Below are 22,754 nucleotides of genomic sequence, written 5' to 3' on the forward strand. Positions count from 1 at the left end.
ATCGGTCAGCTGGACGCGCAGGCCGACGCACAGGTGCTGCCGCATCCGTCGCTGGTGCCGCAGGCCGCAACGATCGGCGTCGGCGCCCGGGTGATGGTGGTCTTCAGCTCCCACTCGTCGGCCGGTACCGGCTCCGCAACGGCGGCGGTCGGCTTGCTGGGCTTCTTCTCCGCAGCGATCAGCACTCGTACTCCTCGCTAGTCGTTCCGCCCGGGTATGGGCGGGAGAGTCCGCAGGACCCCCGGTAGGTGCTGCGACGGCGCTTGGCGCAGCACCTACCGCGGGTACCGCCATCGGTCGCTGCGACAGACCGCATCTCGACCTCTCAGGTGGAGGGTGGCCCTGGCACGTGGCGGTGCCCGACGGTGCGGGTCGAACGAGCGCGAAGGCGTCTGCCCTGCGGATGACCCATCCCTACTCCGCCTCGGGAATGCGTATGACGCACCAGGTCACGCTTCCTGCGTCACTCGTTCCCCACTGTCCGCCGTACTCGGCGAGGAGGCCCGCGACCAGTTCGAGGCCCCGCCCCGACTCGGCGGTCGGACCGGCAGCCGTCTTCTCGGCATGAACTGTCATGCTGTCGTCGACGCTGATCCCAAGGAAGTCGTCAACGAGCCGGATCCGAAACAGGATCTGTGAGGTGCTCGTGTGTAACAGCGCGTTGGTGACCAGCTCGGAGACGATGATCGCAGCGGTGTCGAGCAGACTGTCCAGCCCGAGGTTCTCCAGTCGGTCGGCGGCGGTCCGGCGCAGGATGCCGACGCACTCGGCAGCCTCGGGGGCGATGTCGCCCACGGGCGAAGGCGGCACGTCGATCCGCTCATTCATCACGTCCTGAGACCGGCACGGGCCGGTACGCGACGCGGGAGGCGAGTGGGCAGGCGGAGGTGCGACGGGGGCTTGCCGCCGCCCGGCGCGCTGTTCGACCTCTGAGGGGTTGGTGGTCATGAGGCTCTCCTGCTCGTCATCGCCCCGATGTCGTGCGCCTGTCGTCACCACCGGGGACGTGCACCGCTCAGACAACCGCCCAACCACACCTCACGAAAAGGAAATTGAGAGCGCAAGCGCTCGTCGTTCAACCGGAAGTTTTTACTTCCCAGGGTGAGCTCGATGAGCACCGAAAATATCGTGGACGCATGACGGGAAACCCGATCCTGGCGGCCCAGATGGAACGCGCCGGACTGACTCAGACAGGCCTCGCGGAGCGGCTGAACCAGCGGATCTACGACCTGACCGGGCAGCTGGGCAAGATCACGGATCGACACGTCCGCAATTGGCTCAGCGGAAGAACTCGCTGGCCGCAGGAGAGACAACGCGTCGTTCTGGAAGCAGAATTCGGGGAATCCGCAGCGGAGTTGGGCTTCTCTCCGCCCGCTGCACCCGCACGAGCACCATCGGAGGACCCAGTGCGGCGACGCACTTTCACATCGGCGACCGCCTCGCTGTCGGCGGCCGCCCTGCTTCCCGCGGCTCCATCCACCGGGTCGCATCGCGTCGGTATGACGGACGCGGACCGGCTGGAGCGCAACTTCTCCCAGCTCGTCGCGGAGGACAACACGGCCGGAGCCGGGATCAGGCTGGAGACGCGCGCGCTGGCTCACGCTCAGCACGCCATGGAGCTCCAGGCTGTCGGCCAAGCCAGCCAACGCGTTCGGGCGCGCCTGTACTACCTGGCGGCGGCCTTCACCGGTACGGCGCTCTGGGCGGCTCTGGAAGCCCAGGAATTCGACCGTGCGCAGGGGCATCTGGACCGGGCGATGACCCTCGCGGGCATGGCCGGGAGCAGCGAGATGCAGATGCGACTGTGGGGGCACGCGGCCCTTCTCTCCCTCCAACGAAAGCATCTCCACACGGCTCAAGCAGCCGCGGAAGCCGGCCGACGCACCTACATCTGCCGCCACGACGCCCTGTTCCGCTCGCTGGCCAGCGCGCGTCTCGCAGGGATCCTGTCCTCCGTCCGCGGGCAGGAGGCAGCGGCACGTCGGGCGCTGGACAACGCAGAGAAGGCGTATGGGCGTGCCGACCGTGCCGCGGTTCGTCCCACGTGGATGTCGTTCTTCGACCAGGCCGAGCTCAACGGCCTGTCGGCTCTCGTCATGAGCCGACTGGGCAGGTACGACGAGTCCGAGGCCTACCTTCATCAGACCCTGACGCTGCTGCGACCCGAGTTCCAGCGCAATCGCACCTACTACGGCGCCCATTTGGCGTTGGCTCAACTTGCCCAGGGTGAGGCCGAGCAGGCTGTCGCAACGGCCTCACCTCTCCTGGAAGCACCCCTGTCAGGCCGTGCTCGCACATTGCTGAGTAAATTCGATCAAGGAATCGGTAAGACAGCTCGCGGTAGCAAGGTGGCGGTCGAGTGGGCTCACCGCTATGCCGAAGGAGAGCAGAAACTGTGACGGTTGACGTCAAGCACTACGTTGCCGCGGACCTTCCCGGGATCCGTCAGCACATACTCGATATCCATGTCGAAGTGCGTCACCGCGACTTCGGGCTCACCGGCCCGTTCTACGACCTCGACAGGTTCGACGAGCGGCTGTCCGCGTACTCGTCTCGGCCGGGTTGGACTGCTGTCCTGGGATACGAGGATGGACAGCCTGTCGGCTTCTGCTTCGGAACCACCCTCGCGGCCGATACGAAGTGGTGGAACAACATGCTGACGCCGCTCTCCGCCCACACGTCCAGGGAGGACGGCACCCGCACCGTCTCCCTGAACGAGATCGTGGTCCGCAAGCCATGGCGCGGCAGGAGCGTGGCCTGGCAGCTTCATGAGGCTTGGCTGCGCCATCGGCCGGAGAAGCGAGTGACGCTCCTGGTCAACCCGAAGTCCGGGAGCGGTGCGGTCGAAGCCGTCTACGAGGCGTGGGGCTACCGCAAGATCGGTGATCAGCAGCCCTTCTCCGACTCCCCGGTCTTCTCTGTGATGCTGCGTCCGACGAACCCCGAGCAGCCCCCGGCGGAGTGGCGGTAAGCAGGGCTCCTCATGCCCGGAACGGGCGCCCTCCGCCCGCGTGTAACGGTGTGGCGAGGGCTGCGCCGAGCACGGCTCCCCCGGAGTCAGGAACACCGACATGCCGCCGGTGCCCAGCGGCTGCGTCGGTACGAGGGGCGCCGCCAGGACCAGGAGCAGCCAGGCCGCGCCCAGCACGCGGGCCGTTCGGCGGGCGGGCTCCGGGGCGCGGGACCGCCACAGGGACAGTACGAGGGCCAGGGCCGCCGCCGCTACGACGAACAGGGCCGCCGTCAGCGGGGTCACGTGCAGAACTACGCGCCACATGCCTGCGTTCCGCCCGCCGTCAGTTTCGTGGTGCCCGGAGAGGCCGCTACGAGGGTGGCGGAGGCCCTGGGAGGGAGGCGCAGGTTCACGTCTCTGATGATTGCGGCCGAGCCGAGCCGTTCGTCGGCGTTCACCAGCTGGTCCACCCGACCGGGGAAAGGCCCACGAGCGGGCGCGTCCCGCCTCGCAAGGTCACCGATGCGAACAGTCGGCGGATTGCTCCTGCCTCGGCGCCTTCCGCAATACCGTTGCGGCAAACAGAACGAACGCGTCCGCAAAGTCCCGGACACAGCGTTCGCCGCTGTTCCCGTCACCCGCCCGCGACCGCCGGAGGACCACTACCCGTGACCACCGCTTCCACCGGGCCGGAGGCCGTGCTCCCGATGCCGGACAGAACGCCGAAGGCACAGCGCGCCGCCATCGCTCAGTACGCCCCACAGCTCCTCGTCGACTTCGATCGGCATTGGCGTCGGGACATCGCCGATGCCGATCGAAGAGGCGGGACAGCTGCGCCGTGAAGCGGCGGATGCCGAGCCCGGCCGGTGATCGACGGTTCTCCTTGACCAGTGCAGCTGGCAGTGAGCCGAGGGCGGTGACCCGGATCCCGGTCGGCTGAAGACTCGTCGAATCGGTTCTCTGGGCGGGTCCGGAGTCGTAGCTTCTTCAAGGGACGGGGAGGCGCGGCGGAAGGAGGGCCGTCATGTGGGGCGTCGACCATGTCGGGAGTTTTCGGCGGGAAGTGGCGGGGTTCGAGCGGGCCGTGGAGGTGTGGGTGGGGCGGGATGTGCCGCTCGTGCCCGGGGGCTCCGGGTGGTCCGTCGTTGAGCTTGTGGTGCATCTCGGGACCGTTCATCGGCAGGTCGCTCATATCGTCGGGGCCCGGTCGTTGGAGCCGCCCGTGGGGCTCGGGGATGCGGGTGTGCTGCGGTTGCCCGAGTCGGTCGGGCGGGGGTGGATGGCCCGGGGGCTGCTCGACTGGTTCCGGGATGGGGCCGATCAGTTAGAGAAGGTGTTCGCCGCCCGGGATCCCGGGGAGCCGGTGTGGTCCTGGGCTGCGGGGGACCTCGGTGGGCGGAACGTCGGGTTCTGGATGCGGTTGCAGGCCATCGAGGCCGCCGTGCACCGGTGGGACGCCGAGTGCGCCGCCGGGACGCCCGCGCCCGTGGAGACCTGGCTCGCCGCCGACGCCGTCAGTCATGTCTTCGAGGTGCTGGCTCCTGCGCGGCAGGCCTGGGGGCAGACGCCGCCGGGGCGAGGCGAGCGGTTGCGGATCACGCAGACCGACGGGTTCCGCAGCTGGATCGTGCAGGTCGACGCCGATGACGTACTGCTGAATCAGGGCAGTGGGTGCTGTCTTGTCGAGCTGGCCGGGTCCGTTTCCGATCTGATGCTGCATCTGTGGCAGCGCATTCCGCGGGAGGAGATGGGGGTGCGGGGGGATGCGGAGCTTCTCGATCGGTACCTTCCCTCTCCCGCGCCCTGGGCAGTCGGCGGCGCCGCCGGGTGTTGTCCGGATCCGGGTGGGGTGGCTGATTTCGGACGCGGATGAGCTGCGGCAGGCCCGCCCGTGCGGGTCTTGGCCGATCAGGCTCGATGCGGCAGCCGCACCGCCCCCGCCCGCCCGCTACTGCCGCACCTCTCGCCCCATCCCGCGCGCCGTCCCCGCCTCCGCGTCGGACCGCGCGGCGTCCGCCTCCGACGCGCGGTGCGGCCGCGCGGCCCGCACGGCCAGCACCAAGGCGGCGATCAGGCCCACCGCCCCGATGCCCGCTCCGGACAGCCGCAGCGCGCCGACCGCGCCGAGGGCGGCGACCAGCGGTCCGCCGAGGGCCGTGCCCAGGGGCACCGACAGGACGCGGACGGCAGAGCTCGCCGCGAGAGTCTGGGGCAGCAGCGTGCTGGGCGCCGCGCGCTGGAAGAGGGTGGTCGACAGCGTCGAGTACGGCGGCCAGAGCAGCCCGGCCGCTCCGAAACAGACGACCGAAACGGCTGTCGGGGCGCCCACACCCAGCGGGAGCACCAGTACGCCGAAGCCGATGACGATGCCGACCGTCGTGGGCCACATGCGCCACCGGCGGAGAAAGGGCGTGAGCACCGAGCCCGCCACCGCGCCGATACCGAAGGCGGTGTAGAACCCCGCCAGGACACCGGCCGAGGCGCCCAGGTCGTCCGACACATACAGCGGGAGCGCCACGTACACCGGGCCGAACAGGAGGAAGAACGCGAAGCTCAGGGCGAGGAGGCCGGACAGTCCCGGCACGCGCCGGATCACCGCGAAACCGGCCGTCCGCGAGGCGGTGTCGTCCTCGGGCTCCGGAACAGCGTCCTTCGGGACGGCTACCAGGAAGGTCACCGCGAGGACGAGGAACGTCGCCGCGTCCACGGCCAGCACGGTCGCCGGGCCCCCGAACACGATCAGCAGCGTCGCCAGCGGCGGCCCCACCACCGTGGCGATCGACCCCACGCCCGACAGAACGGCGTTGCCCGCCAAGTGGTCGCGCTCCGGCAGCACCCTCGCGATCAGCGTGTAGACACCTGCCTGCCCCCATGAGTGCAGCACGGAAGAGATCGCCAGCAAGGCGACGTACCCCTCGATACCGAGCACGCCGAAGGCGTGCAGCACCGGGATGGCGCCCAGCGCCGCCGCACGCAGTGCCGCGTCCCAGCCGACCAGTCCCGCGGCAGGCCGGTGGCGGAGGAAGCGGCCGAGCAGCAACGCTCCCGCCGCTCCCGACAAGGTGTAGGAGGCCGCCGCCGACGCCACCCAGATCCCGCGGTCCGCGGCCGGCGCCAGCTCGATCGCCAGCCAGCTGACCGCCACCACGGCCATGCCGTCGCCCAGTGCCGAGACGGCGAAACCCGGGAGGAGCCGACGCAGCGTCGGATGACCGACCACCGGCCGGTACGGCGAAGAGCGCAGCAGGCGCCTCGGGTCCAGGCCCATGGGGCGACCTCCACACGTCGACGGAACGGATCACCACGACCCTGCCCCGGACGACGGCGTACGAGGTGCGCTTCACCGTTGGGCATAAACGTCACGCCCAGCGCGAACAGGGTCAGCCAGTGACCCGGAGCACAGTCTCCGGCCCGTCGGTACCGGCCCGGTACGCGCGGCGTAACCTCGCAAACGGCGCCCAACCGGTGCCACTCAGTGCATTGCCGGGCATCCGGTCCGGCGCTCCGTCCACCAGGAGATTCCATGGCCCGCACCCTGCCCACCGCTCCCATCGCCGCCGCCGGACTTGTCGGGGGGTACGCCACCGCGCGCTTCACCAAGAAGCGCCAGCTGGGCGGTGCCGTGCTCGCCGTCGCCGGGGCCGCCGCCGCCACGCAGTGGACCAAGGTGCGGGGTGGGAAGGTGGCCGGGGTGCTGACCGGGGCCTACGTTGTCGCGTTCGCCGGGTCGCATCCGCTGGCCAAGAAGGTGGGGGCCTGGCCTGCTGTGTTCGGGGTCGCGGGTGCCGTCGCCGCCGCGTCTTATGTGGTCGTGGACCGTCGGGCCTGAGCCCTTGCGGGCCCGGCCGCGGCCATCGGTTGTCGTTTGTCCGCGGGCCGGTGGGGGCTGGTCGCGCAGTTCCCCGCGCCCCTGATGGGTCGTTGGTCGGCCGGCCGCCGGTGGCCGCTTCTCGCGCAGTTCCCCGCGCCCCTGAAGCGAGCTTCGCTCGCCCATGGGTGGTTTTTCGGGTGCGGCTCTCTTCGTGGTTGCTCGCGCAGTTCCCCGCGCCCCTTACAGGGGCGGCCTACTTCAGGTGGGCCAGTACGTTCACCACCCGCCCCTGCGGATCCCGGACGAAGAAGCGGCGGACGCCCCAGTCCTCGTCCTGGAGGGGGTGGACGATCTCGGCGCCCGCTGCCCGGAGGGCCTCGTAGGCCGTGTCGACGTCCTCCACCCTGCCCAGCTCCACGCTCACGTCCGGCACCACCGGGGCCGTCGCGTCGTGGGTCAGGAAGGTGAGTTGGGCCTCCGGGTGGCTCGGGGAGGCCAGGGTCGTGACCCAGCCGAGGTTCATGACCTCCTCGAAGCCGAGGGTGCCGTAGAAGTCGCGGTTCGCGGCTACCGCCTGTTCGCCGGGGGCCACCTGGAGGTTCGGGACCGCTCTGCGGATCTGTGTCATGCCCGTCATCGTCCCCGGAACGTGGCCCGGTACGCCCCCGGCGACACCCCGAGGCGGCGCTGGAAGTGCTGGCGCAGCGAGACGTCCGTGCCGAAGCCCGTCTCCGCCGCGATGCGGTCCACCGTGTGGTCGGTCTGCTCCAGCAACTCCCGTGCCCGGTCCACGCGTTGAGTGGCGAGCCAGGTCATCGGCGTGACGCCCGTCTCCTCGCGGAAGCGGCGGTTGTAGGTGCGGACCGACAGGCCGTCGCGCGCCGCCAGATCGGCCAGGGACAGGGGTTCGGCGAGGTGTTCCAGGGCCCACGCCCGTGACGGTGACGTCGAGGTCAGGCCCTCCTCCTCGACCGGGCGGCGGATGTACTGGGCCTGGCCGCCCTCCCGGTACGGGGGTACGACGGTGCGGCGGGCGACCTCGGCCGCCACCGCCGCGCCGTGGTCCGCGCGGATCATGTGCAGGCACAGGTCGATGCCGGCCGCCTCACCGGCGGAGGTGAGGACCGGGCCCTCGTCCACGTACAGGACGTCGGCGTCGACCGTGACGGCCGGGAACGTACGGGCGAAGTGCGCCGACGACATCCAGTGCGTCGTCGCCCGGCGCCCGTCCAGCAGGCCCGCCGCCGCCAGGACGAACGCGCCCGTGCAGATGGAGGCCACGCGCCCGCGTACGGAATCGATCAGCGATGCCAGCTCGTCGTCCAGGCCGCCCGGGCGCAGCGTCTCGTCCGACTCGTGCGAGGCCGGGACCAGGACGGTGCCGGCCGCCTTGACCGTCTCCGGGCCGTGTTCCGCGTAGATGGGGAAATCGGCGTCCGTACGGATCTTCCCCGGCCGGGGCGCGCACGTACGGACGTCGTAGAGGCGGTCGCCCGTCGACGGGTCGCGGGCCGAGCCGAAGAGCTGGTGGACCAGGCCCAGTTCCATGGGCAGCACACCGTCCCTGACCAGGACGGCCACCGTCTGCCGCGCGCGCCGCGTTCCCATGGCGCCGATGCTGTCACCCCGGCGGCGACACCGCCGACAGCGGGCGGGCCACGTCCTCCAGCGACTTGCCCTCCGCCCGGACCGCGAACGCCACCGCCACCAGGCCCGCCAGGCACATCAGCCCGGCGCCGATCTGGAAGGCGAGGACCGTGTCGGCGACCTTGCCGCTCTTGGTGAGGTCGGCGAAGAGCAGCGGGCCGCTGATGCCGCCGGCCGCCGTGCCGACCGCGTAGAAGAAGGCGATCGCCATCGCGCGCGTCTCCATCGGGAAGATCTCCGAGACGGTGAGGTACGCGCTGGAGGCGCCCGCCGACGCGAAGAACAGGACCACCGACCAGCAGGCCGTCAAGGTGGTCGCGGTGAGCGAGCCGCGGTCGAAGAGCCAGGCCGTGGCGAAGAGCAGCACCCCGGAGAGCAGGTATGTGGAGGAGATCATGATGCGGCGGCCGACGGTGTCGAAGAGCTTGCCGAGCAGCAGCGGGCCGATGAAGTTCCCGGCCGCGATGATCGCGAAGTAGTAGCCGGTGGAGCCGGTCGGCACGTCGTAGAAGGTGGTCAGGATGGCGCCGAAACCGAAGGTGATCGCGTTGTAGAGGAACGCCTGGCCGATGAAGAGCGCGAGGCCGAGGGTGGTGCGGCGCGGGTAGGAGCGGAAGACGGTACGGGCGATCTCGCCGAAGCCGATGCTCTTGCGCTGGTGGATGGTGATCTCGCCGGCGGGTGGGGGCAGGGATTCGTCGCCGTGTTCCGCGCGGACCTTGTCCTCGACCTCCGTCACCAGGGCTTCCGCCTCCTCTCCCCTGCCGTGGATGAACAGCCAGCGGGGGCTCTCGGGGACGTTGCGGCGGACGAGGAGGATGACCAGGCCGAGGACCACGCCGAGGGCGAAGGTGAGGCGCCAGCCGACGTTCTTCGCGAACAGGTCCGTGTCGAGGGCGACGATCGAGAGCAGCGAGCCGCCGATCGCGCCGAGCCAGAAGCTGCCGTTGATGATGAGGTCGACGCGGCCGCGGAACTTCGACGGGATCAGCTCGTCGATCGCCGAGTTGATGGCCGCGTACTCGCCGCCGATGCCGAAGCCCGTGAAGAAGCGGAAGACGAAGAACCACCAGGTGGAGAAGGAGACGGCGGTCAGGGCCGTCGCCGCCAGGTAGACCGCCAGGGTCACCAGGAAGAGCTTCTTGCGGCCGAACCGGTCGGTCAGCCAGCCGAAGAACAGGGCTCCGGCGCAGGCACCCGCCACGTACAGGGCGGCCGCGATGCCGGTGACCTGCGCGGAGGAGATGGGCAGGCCGCTGCCGGACTCGGACAGGCGGCCCGCGATGTTGCCGACGACCGTGACCTCCAGGCCGTCGAGGATCCAGACCGTGCCGAGGCCGATGACGACCATCCAGTGCCAGCGGGACCACGGCAGGCGGTCCAGGCGGGCCGGTACGGCTGTGGTGACGGTGCCGGGGGCTCCGCCGGTACCGGGGTGCTGCTGGCCCAGGGACATGGGGCCCTCCTCGTCGAGGGAAATGGCCTCTCCCGGGTGCCCCGAAAAGGCGCCTCCGCACCAGACTCACCGCCACGGGGCTCCGCCCCGGACCCCGCTCCTCAATCGCCGGAGGGGCTTGTTGTGACATCCGCCGGAGGGGCTTGTCTCGGCTACGCCCCCAGCGCCTTCGACACCGTGTAGATCAACAACCCCGCCAGCGAACCGACCACCGTGCCGTTGATCCGGATGAACTGAAGGTCGCGGCCGATGTGGGCCTCGATCTTGCGGGAGGTGTGCTCGGCGTCCCAGCCGGCCACCGTGTCCGTAATGAGGGAGGTGATCTCCGCCCGGTACGTGGTCACGACGTACACCGCCGCGCCCTCCACCCAGCCGTCGACCTTGCCCTGCACCTTCGGGTCGGACGCCATCCGCTGCCCGAGCGAGAGCAGCGACGCCCGCACCCGCAGCCGCAGCTCGCTGCGCTCGTCCTCGGCCGCCGCCACGATCATCGAGCGGACCGCCGACCAGGTGGAGGCGATCAGGTCCTGCACCTCGGAGCGGCCCAGCACCTCGGACTTCAGGCGCTCGACGCGGGCCCGGGTGTCGGAGTCGGACTGGAGGTCGCCCGCGAAGTCCCGCAGGAAACGGTCGACGGCGCCGCGCGCCGGGTGCTCGGGCATGTCGCGCATCTCGGTGACGAAGCGCAGCAGCTCCTTGTAGACCCGCTCGCCGACCCGCTTGTCCACGAACCGCGGGGTCCAGCCGGGCGCCCCGCCCTGCACGGCGTCCATCACCGAGTCGGAGTGCAGGACGAGCCAGTCGTGTGCCCGCGTGCACACCAGGTCGACGACGCGCTTGTGGCCGCCGTCCGCGACGACCTTCTCCAGCATCTTGCCGATGCCGGGCGCGATCTCGGCGTTGTCGGCGCGGCGCGTGATGGCCTCGCCGACGACGGCCTGGACGTCGGAGTCGCGGAGCACGGTGAGGGCGCCGCGCAGCGCGGTGGCCAGCTCGGCCGTCACCCGGTCCGCGTTCTTGGGCTCGGCGAGCCAGGCGCCGAGCCGGGAGCCGATGCCGACCGAGCGCAGGCGGTCGCGGACCACGTCGCCGGAGAGGAAGTTCTCCCCGACGAACTCGCCGAGCGATACGCCCAGTTGGTCCTTCTTGCGGGGAATGATCGCGGTGTGCGGGATGGGGATGCCGAGGGGGTGGCGGAAGAGGGCCGTGACCGCGAACCAGTCGGCGAGCGCGCCGACCATGCCGGCCTCGGCGGCCGCCGCGACATAGCCCGTCCAGGCGCCCGCGCCGGAGTGCTCCGCCCAGGTGGCCAGGGCGTAGACGATCGCGACGAGGACCAGCAGGCCGGTCGCCGTCGCCTTCATCCGGCGCACCCCGCGACGCTTCTCCTCGTCCGCGGCGGTGAACTCGGTGACGGAGCGGCGGGCGGTGCGGGGTGGCGCGGCGGGCCCATGGGCATACTGCCCAGAGCCACCCCCGCCCGGTTCACCCCTTTTGTCCAGATCGCTCATCGCACGTCCGCCTCACTCATCGCTCGCCTCACCCATCGTTCGCCTCACGCCTCGTTCGCCTCACGCCCGTCGCCTCGCGCCCGCCTCCGGGCCGGTGCGCGCCCGTGGCGCGGCCGCCCCGGTCGCCCGGGTCGCCCCGATCGCCGTCCCAGCCATCCCGATCGTCCCGCTCATCGCCGCTTCCGGCTCCGGCATCCGTCGCTCCGATGTCATCCCCCTCACACATTGTCCCTTCCTGCCCTACTAACGGAACGAACCACAAGTTCCCGGCGTCTCAATGGGCGGAGGGGGGCAGTGTCGGCCTCGTCTCGCCCCATGACGCATCATGGGATCATCACACCGGAGCCGTACGCTCCCCCTGCCCGAGGAGACACACACCGCATGACCAGGCGTCACGGTTATGTGCTGCTGGCCGCGCTCGTCGCGGTCGCCGTAGTGATCTCTGCCGCTATCTACGTCGGTTTCTCCGGCGTCCTCAGGAGCGGCGACGACAACATCCAGGCGAGCGGCGCCCACCCGCGCAGCTCCGCCGCGCCCGCCTCCACCGGCACCTGGGCCGGCAGCTGGTCGGCCGCCCCGGCGGGCGCCGAGCCCGGCACGGAGAGGAATGGTTTCTCCGGCCGCTCCATCCGCAATGTCGTGCATACGAGCATCGGCGGCACCGGTGCCCGTGTCACGCTCTCCAATCTGTACGGGCAGCAGCCGCTCAGCATCACGCACGCGTCGATCGCCGTGGCCTCCGCGCCGAACAACCCCACCGCGCTGGCCGGCACGCTGCGCCGCCTGACCTTCTCCGGGAACACCTCGGTGGTCATCGCCGCCGGTTCGCAGGTCGTCAGCGACGCGGTGCGGCTGCGGGTGCCGAGCGCCTCGGACATGCTCGTCACCACCTACTCCCCCACCCCGTCGGGACCGGTCACCTATCACCCGCAGGCCCGGCAGATGTCGTACGTCGCGAGCGGCGACGTCGTGGAGGACCCGACCGGCACCCGGTTCACCGAACAGAGCCCGTACTGGCGCTACCTGACCGCCCTCGACGTGCTCAGCAACGAGGCCGCGGGCACCGTCGTCGTCATCGGTGACTCGCTCACCGACGGCATCACCTCCACCATGGGTGCCAACCGGCGCTGGACGGACGTGCTCGCCGACCGGCTGCGCACCGAGTCGGGTGCCCCGCGCTACGGCGTCTCGAACCAGGGCATCAGCGGCAACCGCGTGCTGTCCGACGGGCTCGGGCGCCCCGCCAACAATCCGAGCGGGCTGTCCCGCTTCGGGCGCGACGCGCTCGACCGGCCCGGGGTGCGGGCCGTCGTCATCGACCTCGGGATCAACGACATCCTGCGCAACCCGCAGCAGACCGACCCCGCCAAGATCGTGGAGGGGCTGCGGGAGCTGGTGCGGCAGGCGCACGCGCGCGGGCTGCGCGTCGTCGGTGCGACCCTCATGCCGTTCCAGGGGCACCGCGGGTACGAGCCCCGGCTCGAGGTCGTTCGGCAGGGTGTGAACGAGCAGATCCGCGCGGGCAAGGTCTACGACAGTTACGTCGACTTCGACCGGGCGCTGCGCGATCCGTACAACCCGCGCAAGCTGCTGCCGCAGTTCGACTCGGGTGACCATCTGCACCCCAGCGACGCCGGGTACCGGAAGATGGCCGACACCTTCGACCTGACCTCGCTGAAGGGCACCACCGGCGCCCAGCTCTGACCGGAGGAACCCCGCGCGGGCGGCGCCCGCGCGGGGTTCTCGGCTGTGGTCAGCGGGCGGCGGCGCTCGGCGCGGTTCCGGCCCGCGCGGTCGCCCCTTCGTCGGCCTCGGCGGGGGTGCGGTCCGCCGGGCCGCGCAGGACGACGTGGACGAGCAGCGCGGCGAGCACGGCGGCGCCGATCCACAGGGCCTGTTGCCAGCCGTCGACGAACGACTGCTGTGCGGCGCGGATGAGGGCGTGGGCGTGGCCGCCGGTCTCGGGGGCCACCTCGACGGCGTTGGCGATGCCTTCGCGGGCGGTGTCCGCGGCGCTCGCGGGGATGCCGTCGAGCCGGTCGTCGATGGCGCCGCGGTAGCCGCTGGCCAGCAGAGCGCCGAGCAGAGCGACGCCGAGGGCGGTGCCGAGCTCGCGGGTGACGTCGTTGAGCGCGGAGGCCACGCCCTGCTTGGCGCGGGGAAGGGAGCCGGTGATGGCCTCGGTGGAGGGCGTCATCGACAGACCCATGCCGACCCCCATGGCGAGCATGCCGGCCAGGACGGACAGGTAGCCGCCGTCGACGGACACGAACAGGGCCATCAGGGCCAGGCCGAGGGCGGCCAGGGCGACGCCGACGGCCATGGTGGCGCGGGCGCCGATCGTCACGGCCAGCTTGGGGGCCAGGCCGGAGGCCACCATCATCATGACGGCCATGGGCATCATCGCCGCGGTGGACAGCAGCCCGGACCAGCCCAGTACCGCCTGGAAGAACGGGAACAGGACGACGGCGATCCCGGCCTGGACACCGAAGACGACGAGCAGCGTGACGGAGCCGCCGGTCAGGCCGCGCTCGCGGAACAGGCGCACGTCCAGCAGTGCGGCGTCGCGGCGGCGCAGCTCCCAGGCGACGAAGGCGACGGCGGCGCCGACGCCGACGGCCAGGCCGGTCAGGCTGACGGGATCGGTCCAGCCCCGCTCGGGGCCTTCCTGGAGGACGAAGATGAGACCGACCACGGCGACGGCGGAGAACAGCGCGCCGACGGTGTCGAACGAACGGGTGGCGTGCTCGCGCGAGTTGGGCACCGACCTCAGCGTCATCGCCAGCGCGGCGGCGACCAGGGCCACGGGCAGGACGAACAGCCACCGCCAGTCGGCGACGTCGACCAGCAGGGCGGAGAGGAACATGCCCAGGATGCCGCCGCCTCCGGCGACACCGGTCCACACGCCGATGGCCCTGCCCCGCTTCTCCTCGGGAAAGGTCGAGGTGATGACGGCCAGCGTGATCGGCATGATCATCGCGGCGCCTACCCCGGCGACCGCGCGGGCGCCGAGCATCACGGCGGGCGACGGGGCGAGTCCGGCCACGACGGCGGCGGCGCCGAAGACGACGAGGCCGGTGATCAGCATGGGCTTGCGGCCCAGACGGTCCCCGATCGCGCCGAGCGGCAGCAGCAGCGCGGCCAGGGCCAGGGTGTAGATGTTGATGATCCACAGGACGGTGCTCTGCGAGGCGCCCCATTCGACGGCCAGGTGGGTCTGGGCGACGTTCAGCCCGGACACCGAGGCGATGACGGCCATCAGCGCGAGCGAGACGGCGATCAGGATCGCGCGCAGCTGACGCGCGTCCGGCGTGCCCCCGGCGTCCGCCGCCGCATGCGGCGCCCGGGGAGGCTGACTGGTGCTCATGATCTTCCTTCCAGGAGGGCATGCCGGACGAGGGGCATGCCTGACCGGCGCCGGGACAGGGCCGGCTCGCCGGGTGGGTGTGTCAGCGACCGTAAGCCCGTTTTGCATCCAGGGCATACGATGTTGCCCATGACGCAAGAAGATGGGCAGCTGGACAGCCTCGTACGCAAACGGATCCGCGCCCTGCGCGTCGCACAGGGCTGGTCCCTGGAGGAACTGGCCACCCGGGCCAACCTCAGCCAGTCCTCACTGAGCCGGATCGAGAACGGTCAGCGACGCCTCGCCCTGGACCAACTGGTCACCCTCGCCCGCGCCCTCGACACCACGCTGGACCAGCTCGTGGAGAACGCCGCCGACGACGTCGTCATCAGCCCGATGATCGACGGCGCCCACGGGCTGATGCGCTGGCCGGTCAAGGGCGACCCCGGGATGAGCGTGATGCGGCAGCGGATGACGAACCCGCCGCCCGACAATCCCGCCCGCATGCGCGCCCATCCCGGGCGCGAGTGGCTCGTCGTCCTGTCCGGGACGGCCGTCCTCATGCTCGGCCACCGGCGCTTTCGCATCGAGACCAACCAGGCCGCGGAATTCCCCACGATGATGCCGCACGCCATCGGCGCCGAAGGCGGACCGTGCGAGATCCTGGGCATCTTCGACCGCGACGCCCGGCGCGGCCACCAGAAGGACCCCGGCGACGGCACCGAGGCCGACTGCACGGACACCGGGTCGTAATCTTGCGCGCCGGGCAGCTCAGTACGTCACCTTCTTGCCTTTCGAGCAAGAGGCCATGCATCACGCGCATGCCGCGTCTACGGTGTCACCATGAACCGAGCGCATGAGCACACCCCCCACCAGCACGACGACGCCGGCCAGGCTGAGATCCTCGACCTGGACGCCGAGGTGCTGTCCGAGCACATCGCGTCCCTCACCGCCTGGCTGCCGCTGAAGGGCGCGCCGCACCAGATCGTGGACCTGGGCTGCGGCACCGGCGCGGGCACCTTCGCGCTCCTGGAGCGTTTCCCCGACGCGCACGTCACCGCCGTCGACACCTCCGCCGGGCACCTTCAGCTCCTCCGCGAGAAGGCGTGCGCCCGCGGCGTCGAAGGGCGCGTGCGGACCGTGCAGGCCGACCTCGACGGCGACCGCTGGCCGGACCTCGGCACGCCGGATCTGGTGTGGGCCTCGGCCTCGATGCACCATCTGGCCGACCCCGCCCGAGCCCTGGCGGCCGTCCGCGAACTGCTCGCCCCCGAGGGCCTGTTCGCCGTCGTCGAGCTCGCCGGCTTCCCGCGCTTCCTGCCCGCCGACGCCCCCGAGGGCCGGCCCGGCCTCGAAGACCGCGTGCACGCCGCGACCGACAGCCACCACGCCGAGCACGTCCCGCACCGCGGCGCCGACTGGGGCCCGATGCTGACCGCCGCCGGGTTCGCCGTGGAGGACAAGCGCACCGTCGCCGTCGACATCGAGGGCGGGCGCAGCGACACCATCGGGCGCTACGCCATGGCCGGCCTGCGGCGCGTCCGCGACGTCGCCGCCCCCGCCCTGAGCCCCGAAGACCTCACCGCGCTCGACGAACTCCTCGACCCCGACAGCCCGAACGGCCTGCTGCACCGCGCGGACCTCGCCGTACGCACCGAGCGCGTCGTCTGGGCCGCACGCCGCGCCTGACCCGCCGCACAGCCCGGTTCAGTCCCCGTGGCGGCGGCGGTTGCGGCGCTCCTGACGCTCCTCCAGGCGGTCGAGGTGCTCCTCCATGCGCTCGCGGTGCCGCTCGATACGGTCGCCATGGAGGCCGTGGTGCCCGTCGAGAAGGGCACGGCGGTCCTCCCTGCGGTCCAGGCGCTCCCGGCGCCGCTCCTCCTTCAGGCGCTGCCGCTCGGCCTTGGGGAGCTTGCGCTCGACCCCGACGCCGCCCCAGAAGGCGAACCCGGTGATCACCACGCGCGGCGCCCCGGGATCCCCCGGCACCCCGGACTCGCTGTGGTCGAAGCCGCCCATGATGCCGATGCCGCGCACGACGACCTCGACGCCGGGCGGCACGATCACATTGACGCCGCCCATGATCGCGACGCAGTTGAGGACGGTCTCGCGGGACTCGAAGTTGGCCTCGCGCAGGTCGAGTTCACCGCCGCCCATGACGGCCACGCAGTCCATCCGGGCCGGCACCGTCCACCGCCCCTTGCGCTCGAACCCGGAGAGGACGCCGACGCCCCACGCGGACCCGCCCGCGGCGCCCCCAATCCGCGCCGCCCAGTCGACGGCGCCCTCGGGCAGCGGCTCCTTCGTGAGGTTCACCGGCGCGGGCGTCGCCGCGCCGGGCAGATCACGGGTGACGGGCAGCAGCTCACGGTACGTACGCGCCTTGTACGTCTCCTCCAGACGCTCCCCGAACTCCTCCATGTCGAGACGCCCCTCGGCCAGCGCGTCGCGCAGCCGCTCGGCGACCTGCTCGCGGTCGGCGTCGGAGGCCCGGAGATCGAGGCCGTCGTCCTTCGGTCCGGACTCGTCGGGGCGGTCCGGGAGCGCTGCGTCCGTCATGTTTTCAGCGTACGGGCGTCAGTACGCCAATGAAGCACCCCCGGCATACATCCGTGCGATCACACTCTCGATGTCCGGCTCCCGCACCGACAGATCGGCCAGCGGATAGCGCCCGGCGATCTCGGCGACGAGCGGCGCCGCCGAACGGTCGGCGGGGAACGCCAGCCACTGCCGCACCCCGTCCACCTTCACCACCCGTGCGAACTCCACCTCGATCGGGGGGAGTTCGCGCTCCAGGTCGACGACGAGGGTGCGCTCGCCGCCGCCCAGCTCGTGCAGCCCGTCGAGATCACCGTCGTACATCAGACGCCCGTGGTCGATCACCATGACGCGGCGGCAGAGCTGCTCGATGTCGGTGAGGTCGTGCGTGGTCAGGAGGACCGTCGTGCCGCGCTCGGCGTTCAAGTCCCGCAGGAACTCCCGGACTTTGACCTTGGAGACGATGTCCAGGCCGATCGTCGGCTCGTCCAGGTACAGCACCTCCGGGTCGTGAAGCAGCGCCGCCGCGATGTCGCCGCGCATCCGCTGCCCCAGCGAGAGCTGCCGCACCGGCACCTCCAACAGCTCCTCCATCTCCAGGAGTTCGACGCACCGGTCCAGGTTCTCCGCGTACCGGGCGTCGGGGATCCGGTACATGCGGCGCATCAGCCGGTACGAGTCGATGAGCGGCAGGTCCCACCAGAGCGTGGTGCGCTGCCCGAAGACGACGCCGATGCGGTGGGCGAGCCTGGACCGCTCGCGCGAGGGGTCGATGCCCGCGACGCGCAGCCGGCCCGCGCTCGGCGTCAGGATGCCGGTCAGCATCTTGATCGTGGTCGACTTCCCGGCACCGTTCGGACCGATGTAGCCGACCATCTCGCCGCGCGGCACGCCGAACGTCAGCGAGTCCACCGCCCGCACCTCGCGCCGCTCCCGGCGCATGAACCCGGCCTTCCTGCGCACGTCGAAGACCTTCTCGACGCCGTCCACCTCGATCAGCGGCTCCCCGCTCACCCCATCGACCCCTCTCAGCTTCCCGTACTCCGATAGCCCCGCAGCGCACCCCGCCACACCCGGCCCGCCACCGCCAGACACACCGCGGCCACCAGCGGCGGCGCGAAGGCCACCCACCGCGGCAGGTCCAGCGGATAGGGACGGCCCAGGATGTACAGCGCCGGGATCCAGTTCACGAACGCCAGCGGCAGGACGAACGTGACGCCCCGCAGCAGGTTGTCGCCGAACACGGTCGGCGGGTACTGGAGCAGCGCGTTCCCGCCGAACGTCGCCGCGTTCTGCACCTCGGCCGCGTCCTGCGCCACGATCTGGAACGACGCGCCCGCGATGAACACGGCCGTGAAGATCGCGGCCCCGCTGACCACCAGGAGCGGCACGAGCAGCACCTTCACCGGCGTCCAGGCCACGTCGATCGTCACCGCGGCCCACACCAGCACCACCAGACCCTGGCTGATCCGGCCGGCCCGGCGCAGCGCGAACTGGTCCGCCGCCAGCTGCACCAGGACCGGCGCGGGCCGCACCAGGAACACGTCCAGCGTCCCGTCCCGCACCCGCCGCCCGGTCCGCCCCAGCGACCCGGCGAACAGATCGGCGAGACCGAACGAGGATCCCGCGGTGCCGTACAGGAACGCGATCTCGGGGAGGGTGTAGCCGCCGAGCCGGTCGACCTGCGAGAACATCAGCAGGATCCCGCAGAACTCCAGGCCCGTCATCGCGAAGTTCCCGAAGGCGGTCAGCGCGAACGACGCCCGGTACGCCATCGTGGAGCGGATCCACGCCCCGGAGATCATGCGGAACATCCGCCAGGCCGTCAGTGCCCGGCCCTGGGCGCGCGCCTCGGTCCGCCACCCGGCGCCCGCGGCCTCCGTCGTCCCCTGCTCAGCCACCCTGCACCACCACCCGCCGCGTCGCCGCCCGCTGCAACAGCCGGCCCGCCCCGAGCAGCGCCACCGCCCAGCCGGCCTGGAAGAGGAAGCTGCCCAGCGGGCCCCGGCCGGGATGCGTGCCCATCAGCACGTCCGCCGGGACCTGGAGCAGCGCCGACCACGGCAGCGCCCGCGCCACGTCACCGATCGTGCCCGGGAACACGTTCAGCGGCAGCAGCATCCCGGAGAAGAACGTGCCGACGATCCCGTACATCTGCACCGCGCCGTTGCCGTCCATGAACCAGAACGCCGACATCGCCACCAGATAGCGCAGCGCGAAACTCACCACGCAGCCGAGGACCACCGCCACCAGGAACGCCAGCCACCGCAAGCCGTCGTGCGGCAGCGCGAGCGGGAACGCCAGCGCCCCCACCACCAGCGGCACCACCCCGCGCCCGAGCAGCTGGAACAGCGCCCGCCCCAGATCCAGCGACAGCCACCAGCACTGCAGATCGACCGGCCGGTACAGATCGACGGCGATGTCCCCGCTGCGGATCCGCGCCATCAGCTCGGCCTCGACACCGGACGGCATCCCGAGCATCATCACGGCGAAGAGCGCCTGCCCGATCCAGACGAACGTGAGCGCCTGCGCCTGGTCGTAGCCCCCGAGATGCGGACGCTCGTCCCACAGCGCCAGATAGGTGTAGGCGATGATCATGCCGAACACGGTGTTGGTGACGATGCCGGCCACGGTGGACGCGCGATAAGTGGCGTATCTCCGCAGTCCACTGGCGACCACAGCCGCGTACAACCGAAGAGCTCCCACCGACCGCACCCTAGGGGCGGCCGGGCCTCGCCTGCCATGCATTTTCCCGGTGATGTAGGAGGCTTATGTGTCATACGAGGCGTACGTGACGTACGACGCGAAACAGGAGTTCCACAGGACATGAGCAGCGACGAGCCGCCCCCGCAGGACCCTGGCCACGGCCCCGGTCCGGACCCGGCCCCCGCCACGGCCAAGGGAAAGGGCAAGGCCAGGCGCCCCAAGCGCACCGGCTGGCGGCGCCTGATCCCCACCTGGCGCATGGTGCTCGGCACGCTCATCGGCTTCATCGTGCTCTGCTGCGGCCTGTTCGCCCTCGGCTACGCCCTCGTGGACATCCCGCCCGCCAACTCCGCCGCCACCGCGCAGAGCAACGTCTACCTGTACGCGAACGGCGCGCAGATCGCCCGCGACGGCGACGTCAACCGCGAGAACGTCCAGCTCGCCCAGATCCCCAAGCCCGTCCAGCACGCCGTGCTCGCCGCCGAGGACCGCGACTTCTACTCCGAATCGGCCATCGACCCCAAGGCGATGCTGCGCGCGGCCTGGAACACCCTGCGCGGCAAGGGCAAGCAGTCCGGCTCGACCATCACCCAGCAGTACGTGAAGAACTACTACCTCGGCCAGGAGCAGACGGTCTCCCGGAAGGTGAAGGAGTTCTTCATCTCCATCAAGCTCGACCGCGAGGCGTCCAAGGACGAGATCCTCACCGGCTACCTCAACACCAGCTACTTCGGCCGCAACGCCTACGGCATCCAGGCCGCCGCCCAGGCCTACTACGGCGTCGACGTCGACGACCTGACGACCGCCCAAGGCGCCTATCTGGCAGCCCTGTTGAACGCCCCGAGCGCCTACGACGTCGTCGCGCACCCCGAGAACAGGAGCAGCGCCGAGGCCCGCTGGAACTACGTCCTCGACGGCATGGTCAAACAGAAGTGGCTCAGTGCCTCCGACCGGCAGAACATGACGTTCCCCGTGCCCAAGGAGGCCAAGGGCGCCGCCGGGATGTCCGGCCAGCGCGGCTACATCGTGCAGGCCGTGAAGGACTACATCACCAGCAACAAGATCCTCGACGAGGACACCCTCGCCTCCGGCGGGTACCGCATCACCACCACGCTCCAGAAGAAGAAGCAGGACGCCTTCGCCGAAGCCGTCGACGACCAGCTGATGTCCCGGCTCGACACCTCGGCGCGCGACGTCGACAAGAACGTACGGGCGGGTGGCGCCGCCATCGACCCCGCCACCGGCAAGGTCGTCGCCATGTACGGCGGCATCGACTACACGAAGCAGTACGTCAACAACGCCACGCGCCGCGACTACCAGGTCGGCTCCACCTTCAAGCCGTTCGTCTTCACCTCCGCCGTCGAGAACGCCTCCACCACGCAGGACGGCCGCGTCATCACGCCCAACACCCTCTACGACGGCACCGACCAGCGCCCCGTACAGGGCTGGGACGGCGGCACCTACGCCCCCGAGAACGAGGACGGCGTCTCCTACGGCAACATCACCGTCCGCACCGCCACCGACAAGTCCGTCAACAGCGTCTACGCCCAGATGGCCGTCGACGTCGGCCCCGCCAAGGTCAAAAGGACCGCCGTCGACCTCGGCCTGCCGGAGACCACCCCGGACCTCACCGCGTCCCCGTCGATCGCCCTCGGCCCGGCGACCGCCAGCGTCCTCGACATGACCGAGGCGTACGCGACCCTCGCCAACCACGGCCGGCACGGCACGTACACGATCCTCGCCTCCGTCACCAAGGACGGCGAGAAGATCGAACTGCCCGAGCAGGACACCCAGCGGGCCGTCAGCCGCGAGGCCGCCGACACCACCACCTCGATCCTCCAGTCCGTCGTCGACAGCGGCACCGGCACCGCCGCCCAGGCCGCCGGCCGCCCCGCCGCCGGCAAGACCGGCACCGCCGAGGAGGACACGGCCGCCTGGTTCGCGGGCTACACCCCCGACCTCGCCACCGTCGTCTCCGTGATGGGCCAGGACCCCCGGACCGGCGCCCACACCTCGCTCTACGGAGCAGCCGGCCTGCCCCGCGTCAACGGCGGCGGGTTCCCGGCGCAGATCTGGGCCCAGTTCACCAGGAAGGCGCTCTCCGGCACCCCGGCGAACGACTTCGACCTCACCCTGGAGGACGGCGCCGAGGAGCCGGTCGCCCCCACGGTCACGACACCGGCCGTGCCGTCCGCCCCGGCCTCCGAGGAGCCCTCCGCCTCCGACGAACCGACCGGCGAACCCACCGGAGAGACGGCCTCGCCGACGGAGGAATCACCGCAGCCCCCCGACGTCCCGCAGACCGAGGACCCCGGCCAGGACCAGGACCGGCCGGACGAGGACGGCGGCGACAACGTCCTCAATGACCTGACGTCAGCTTCAAACCCACGATCGACACGAGCAGCAGTCCGATGAAGAAGATCCGCGCGGCCGTCGCCGGCTCCCCCAGCAGCAGCATGCCGACGATGGCCGCGCCCGCGGCCCCGATGCCCACCCACACGCCGTACGCCGTACCGATCGGCAGCGACTTCGCGGCGTAGGACAGCAGCATCATGCTGGCGACGATCCCCGCGCCCGTGAACACACTCGGCCAGAGCCGGGTGAAACCGTCCGTGTACTTCATACCGATCGACCAGGCGACTTCGAGAAGTCCGGCGACAACGATCAGGATCCAGGCCATGACTGGCACCTCCGTCAGTGGTTCTCAACAGGGGTGCGTCGTCTTTGCGGATCCCGGTACGGCGCGTCTCGTCGGGTACTCATAAAGGTAGCAAAGGGCGCGCAAA

Annotated in this window: 21 protein-coding genes and 1 riboswitch; of the genes, 8 read left to right on the forward strand and 13 right to left on the reverse strand. The window is 71.0% G+C overall.

From position 1 onward, the window contains the following. Nucleotides 1-5 precede the first annotated feature (5 nt). Both K377_RS20290 and K377_RS20295 read right to left on the reverse strand, forming a co-directional pair. A complete protein-coding gene (locus tag K377_RS20290; RefSeq protein ID WP_220093178.1) occupies nucleotides 6-185 on the reverse strand; it encodes an FxLD family lanthipeptide in 180 nt (59 codons plus the stop codon). A gap of 229 nt (nucleotides 186-414) precedes the next feature. After that, entirely contained in the window at nucleotides 415-948 is a 534-nt protein-coding gene (locus tag K377_RS20295) for an ATP-binding protein (RefSeq protein WP_146614745.1), read from the reverse strand. Between the two features lie 188 nt (nucleotides 949-1,136). On the opposite strand from K377_RS20295, the gene K377_RS20300 reads away from it, so the two are divergent. The 3 genes from K377_RS20300 (at nucleotide 1,137) to K377_RS20310 (ending at nucleotide 4,826) form a co-directional block, all read left to right on the forward strand. Beyond that, a complete protein-coding gene (locus tag K377_RS20300; protein WP_146614746.1) occupies nucleotides 1,137-2,399 on the forward strand; it encodes a Tat pathway signal protein in 1,263 nt (420 codons plus the stop codon). Further along, complete coding sequence (locus K377_RS20305; protein WP_111664832.1) at nucleotides 2,396-2,971, forward strand: GNAT family N-acetyltransferase; 576 nt, start codon at nucleotides 2,396-2,398, stop codon at nucleotides 2,969-2,971. The genes K377_RS20300 and K377_RS20305 overlap by 4 nt, the downstream gene beginning before the upstream one ends. 1,006 nt (nucleotides 2,972-3,977) lie before the next feature. After that, nucleotides 3,978-4,826: a maleylpyruvate isomerase family mycothiol-dependent enzyme gene (locus K377_RS20310; protein WP_111664833.1), complete on the forward strand. Its 849-nt coding sequence runs from the start codon at nucleotides 3,978-3,980 to the stop codon at nucleotides 4,824-4,826. 75 nt (nucleotides 4,827-4,901) lie between these two features. Here the strand turns inward: K377_RS20310 and K377_RS20315 are convergent, their stop codons facing one another. Continuing rightward, nucleotides 4,902-6,221: an MFS transporter gene (locus K377_RS20315; protein ID WP_111664834.1), complete on the reverse strand. Its 1,320-nt coding sequence runs from the start codon at nucleotides 6,219-6,221 to the stop codon at nucleotides 4,902-4,904. A gap of 255 nt (nucleotides 6,222-6,476) precedes the next feature. Between K377_RS20315 and K377_RS20320 the strand changes: the two genes are divergently transcribed. Next, nucleotides 6,477-6,782, forward strand: a complete 306-nt coding sequence (locus tag K377_RS20320) for a hypothetical protein (RefSeq protein WP_111664835.1) — start codon at nucleotides 6,477-6,479, stop codon at nucleotides 6,780-6,782. Between the two features lie 235 nt (nucleotides 6,783-7,017). Here K377_RS20320 and K377_RS20325 read toward each other — a convergent pair whose 3' ends face one another. From K377_RS20325 to K377_RS20340, 4 genes are all read right to left on the reverse strand, one after another. Next, a complete protein-coding gene (locus K377_RS20325) occupies nucleotides 7,018-7,392 on the reverse strand; it encodes a VOC family protein (RefSeq protein WP_111664836.1) in 375 nt (124 codons plus the stop codon). 5 nt (nucleotides 7,393-7,397) lie between these two features. After that, a complete protein-coding gene (locus tag K377_RS20330; RefSeq protein WP_111664837.1) occupies nucleotides 7,398-8,372 on the reverse strand; it encodes a GlxA family transcriptional regulator in 975 nt (324 codons plus the stop codon). Nucleotides 8,373-8,385: 13 nt separating this feature from the next. Next, nucleotides 8,386-9,867 carry an MFS transporter gene (locus K377_RS20335; protein ID WP_111664838.1) on the reverse strand — a complete coding sequence of 494 codons (1,482 nt, stop codon included), beginning with the start codon at nucleotides 9,865-9,867 and terminating at the stop codon, nucleotides 8,386-8,388. A gap of 152 nt (nucleotides 9,868-10,019) precedes the next feature. Further along, a complete protein-coding gene (locus K377_RS20340) occupies nucleotides 10,020-11,378 on the reverse strand; it encodes a DUF445 domain-containing protein (RefSeq protein ID WP_111664839.1) in 1,359 nt (452 codons plus the stop codon). Nucleotides 11,379-11,759: 381 nt separating this feature from the next. On the opposite strand from K377_RS20340, the gene K377_RS20345 reads away from it, so the two are divergent. Further along, nucleotides 11,760-13,082, forward strand: coding sequence for an SGNH/GDSL hydrolase family protein (locus K377_RS20345; RefSeq protein WP_111664840.1), 1,323 nt, complete (start codon nucleotides 11,760-11,762; stop codon nucleotides 13,080-13,082). Nucleotides 13,083-13,131: 49 nt separating this feature from the next. Here the strand turns inward: K377_RS20345 and K377_RS20350 are convergent, their stop codons facing one another. Beyond that, entirely contained in the window at nucleotides 13,132-14,745 is a 1,614-nt protein-coding gene (locus tag K377_RS20350; RefSeq protein ID WP_111664841.1) for a DHA2 family efflux MFS transporter permease subunit, read from the reverse strand. A gap of 129 nt (nucleotides 14,746-14,874) precedes the next feature. Between K377_RS20350 and K377_RS20355 the strand changes: the two genes are divergently transcribed. After that, on the forward strand, nucleotides 14,875-15,477 hold the full coding sequence (locus K377_RS20355) for an XRE family transcriptional regulator (protein WP_181512607.1): 603 nt from the start codon (nucleotides 14,875-14,877) through the stop codon (nucleotides 15,475-15,477). A 90-nt stretch (nucleotides 15,478-15,567) separates the two neighbouring features. Then, nucleotides 15,568-16,413, forward strand: coding sequence for a trans-aconitate 2-methyltransferase (locus tag K377_RS20360; protein WP_111664843.1), 846 nt, complete (start codon nucleotides 15,568-15,570; stop codon nucleotides 16,411-16,413). A gap of 18 nt (nucleotides 16,414-16,431) precedes the next feature. On the opposite strand, the gene K377_RS20365 is transcribed toward K377_RS20360, so the two are convergent. From K377_RS20365 to K377_RS20380, 4 genes are all read right to left on the reverse strand, one after another. Continuing rightward, the gene (locus K377_RS20365) at nucleotides 16,432-17,283 is read right to left on the reverse strand and encodes a DUF1707 domain-containing protein (RefSeq protein WP_111664844.1); all 852 of its coding nucleotides are present in this window, start codon (nucleotides 17,281-17,283) and stop codon (nucleotides 16,432-16,434) included. Between the two features lie 18 nt (nucleotides 17,284-17,301). Further along, nucleotides 17,302-18,276 carry an ATP-binding cassette domain-containing protein gene (locus K377_RS20370; protein ID WP_111664845.1) on the reverse strand — a complete coding sequence of 325 codons (975 nt, stop codon included), beginning with the start codon at nucleotides 18,274-18,276 and terminating at the stop codon, nucleotides 17,302-17,304. Between the two features lie 14 nt (nucleotides 18,277-18,290). Next, entirely contained in the window at nucleotides 18,291-19,076 is a 786-nt protein-coding gene (locus K377_RS20375) for an ABC transporter permease (RefSeq protein ID WP_111664892.1), read from the reverse strand. A gap of 79 nt (nucleotides 19,077-19,155) precedes the next feature. Continuing rightward, nucleotides 19,156-20,010, reverse strand: coding sequence for an ABC-2 family transporter protein (locus K377_RS20380; protein ID WP_111664846.1), 855 nt, complete (start codon nucleotides 20,008-20,010; stop codon nucleotides 19,156-19,158). A gap of 78 nt (nucleotides 20,011-20,088) precedes the next feature. Between K377_RS20380 and K377_RS20385 the strand changes: the two genes are divergently transcribed. Beyond that, nucleotides 20,089-22,383, forward strand: a complete 2,295-nt coding sequence (locus tag K377_RS20385; protein ID WP_237551579.1) for a transglycosylase domain-containing protein — start codon at nucleotides 20,089-20,091, stop codon at nucleotides 22,381-22,383. Here the strand turns inward: K377_RS20385 and sugE are convergent. After that, nucleotides 22,328-22,648 (reverse strand): quaternary ammonium compound efflux SMR transporter SugE, encoded by a 321-nt coding sequence (sugE, locus tag K377_RS20390; RefSeq protein ID WP_111664847.1) that lies wholly within the window; start codon nucleotides 22,646-22,648, stop codon nucleotides 22,328-22,330. The genes K377_RS20385 and sugE overlap by 56 nt on opposite strands. 32 nt (nucleotides 22,649-22,680) lie before the next feature. Next, a riboswitch (guanidine-III (ykkC-III) riboswitch) is annotated at nucleotides 22,681-22,740 on the reverse strand. Between the last annotated feature and the right edge of the window lie 14 nt (nucleotides 22,741-22,754).

It is taken from the genome of Streptomyces sp. PsTaAH-137 (assembly GCF_003259365.1).
In the GTDB taxonomy this organism is placed as follows: domain Bacteria; phylum Actinomycetota; class Actinomycetes; order Streptomycetales; family Streptomycetaceae; genus Streptomyces.

Coding starts and splice junctions, on each gene's coding strand:
- K377_RS20295 (WP_146614745.1), bottom strand. CDS start 948: ATGACCACCAACCCCTCAGAGGTCGAACAGCGCGCCGGGCGGCGGCAA.
- K377_RS20300 (WP_146614746.1), top strand. CDS start 1,137: ATGACGGGAAACCCGATCCTGGCGGCCCAGATGGAACGCGCCGGACTG.
- K377_RS20310 (WP_111664833.1), top strand. CDS start 3,978: ATGTGGGGCGTCGACCATGTCGGGAGTTTTCGGCGGGAAGTGGCGGGG.
- K377_RS20315 (WP_111664834.1), bottom strand. CDS start 6,221: ATGGGCCTGGACCCGAGGCGCCTGCTGCGCTCTTCGCCGTACCGGCCG.
- K377_RS20320 (WP_111664835.1), top strand. CDS start 6,477: ATGGCCCGCACCCTGCCCACCGCTCCCATCGCCGCCGCCGGACTTGTC.
- K377_RS20325 (WP_111664836.1), bottom strand. CDS start 7,392: ATGACACAGATCCGCAGAGCGGTCCCGAACCTCCAGGTGGCCCCCGGC.
- K377_RS20330 (WP_111664837.1), bottom strand. CDS start 8,372: ATGGGAACGCGGCGCGCGCGGCAGACGGTGGCCGTCCTGGTCAGGGAC.
- K377_RS20335 (WP_111664838.1), bottom strand. CDS start 9,867: ATGTCCCTGGGCCAGCAGCACCCCGGTACCGGCGGAGCCCCCGGCACC.
- K377_RS20340 (WP_111664839.1), bottom strand. CDS start 11,378: ATGAGCGATCTGGACAAAAGGGGTGAACCGGGCGGGGGTGGCTCTGGG.
- K377_RS20345 (WP_111664840.1), top strand. CDS start 11,760: ATGACCAGGCGTCACGGTTATGTGCTGCTGGCCGCGCTCGTCGCGGTC.
- K377_RS20350 (WP_111664841.1), bottom strand. CDS start 14,745: ATGAGCACCAGTCAGCCTCCCCGGGCGCCGCATGCGGCGGCGGACGCC.
- K377_RS20355 (WP_181512607.1), top strand. CDS start 14,875: ATGACGCAAGAAGATGGGCAGCTGGACAGCCTCGTACGCAAACGGATC.
- K377_RS20360 (WP_111664843.1), top strand. CDS start 15,568: ATGAACCGAGCGCATGAGCACACCCCCCACCAGCACGACGACGCCGGC.
- K377_RS20365 (WP_111664844.1), bottom strand. CDS start 17,283: ATGACGGACGCAGCGCTCCCGGACCGCCCCGACGAGTCCGGACCGAAG.
- K377_RS20375 (WP_111664892.1), bottom strand. CDS start 19,076: ATGTTCCGCATGATCTCCGGGGCGTGGATCCGCTCCACGATGGCGTAC.
- K377_RS20380 (WP_111664846.1), bottom strand. CDS start 20,010: ATGCATGGCAGGCGAGGCCCGGCCGCCCCTAGGGTGCGGTCGGTGGGA.
- K377_RS20385 (WP_237551579.1), top strand. CDS start 20,089: ATGAGCAGCGACGAGCCGCCCCCGCAGGACCCTGGCCACGGCCCCGGT.
- sugE (WP_111664847.1), bottom strand. CDS start 22,648: ATGGCCTGGATCCTGATCGTTGTCGCCGGACTTCTCGAAGTCGCCTGG.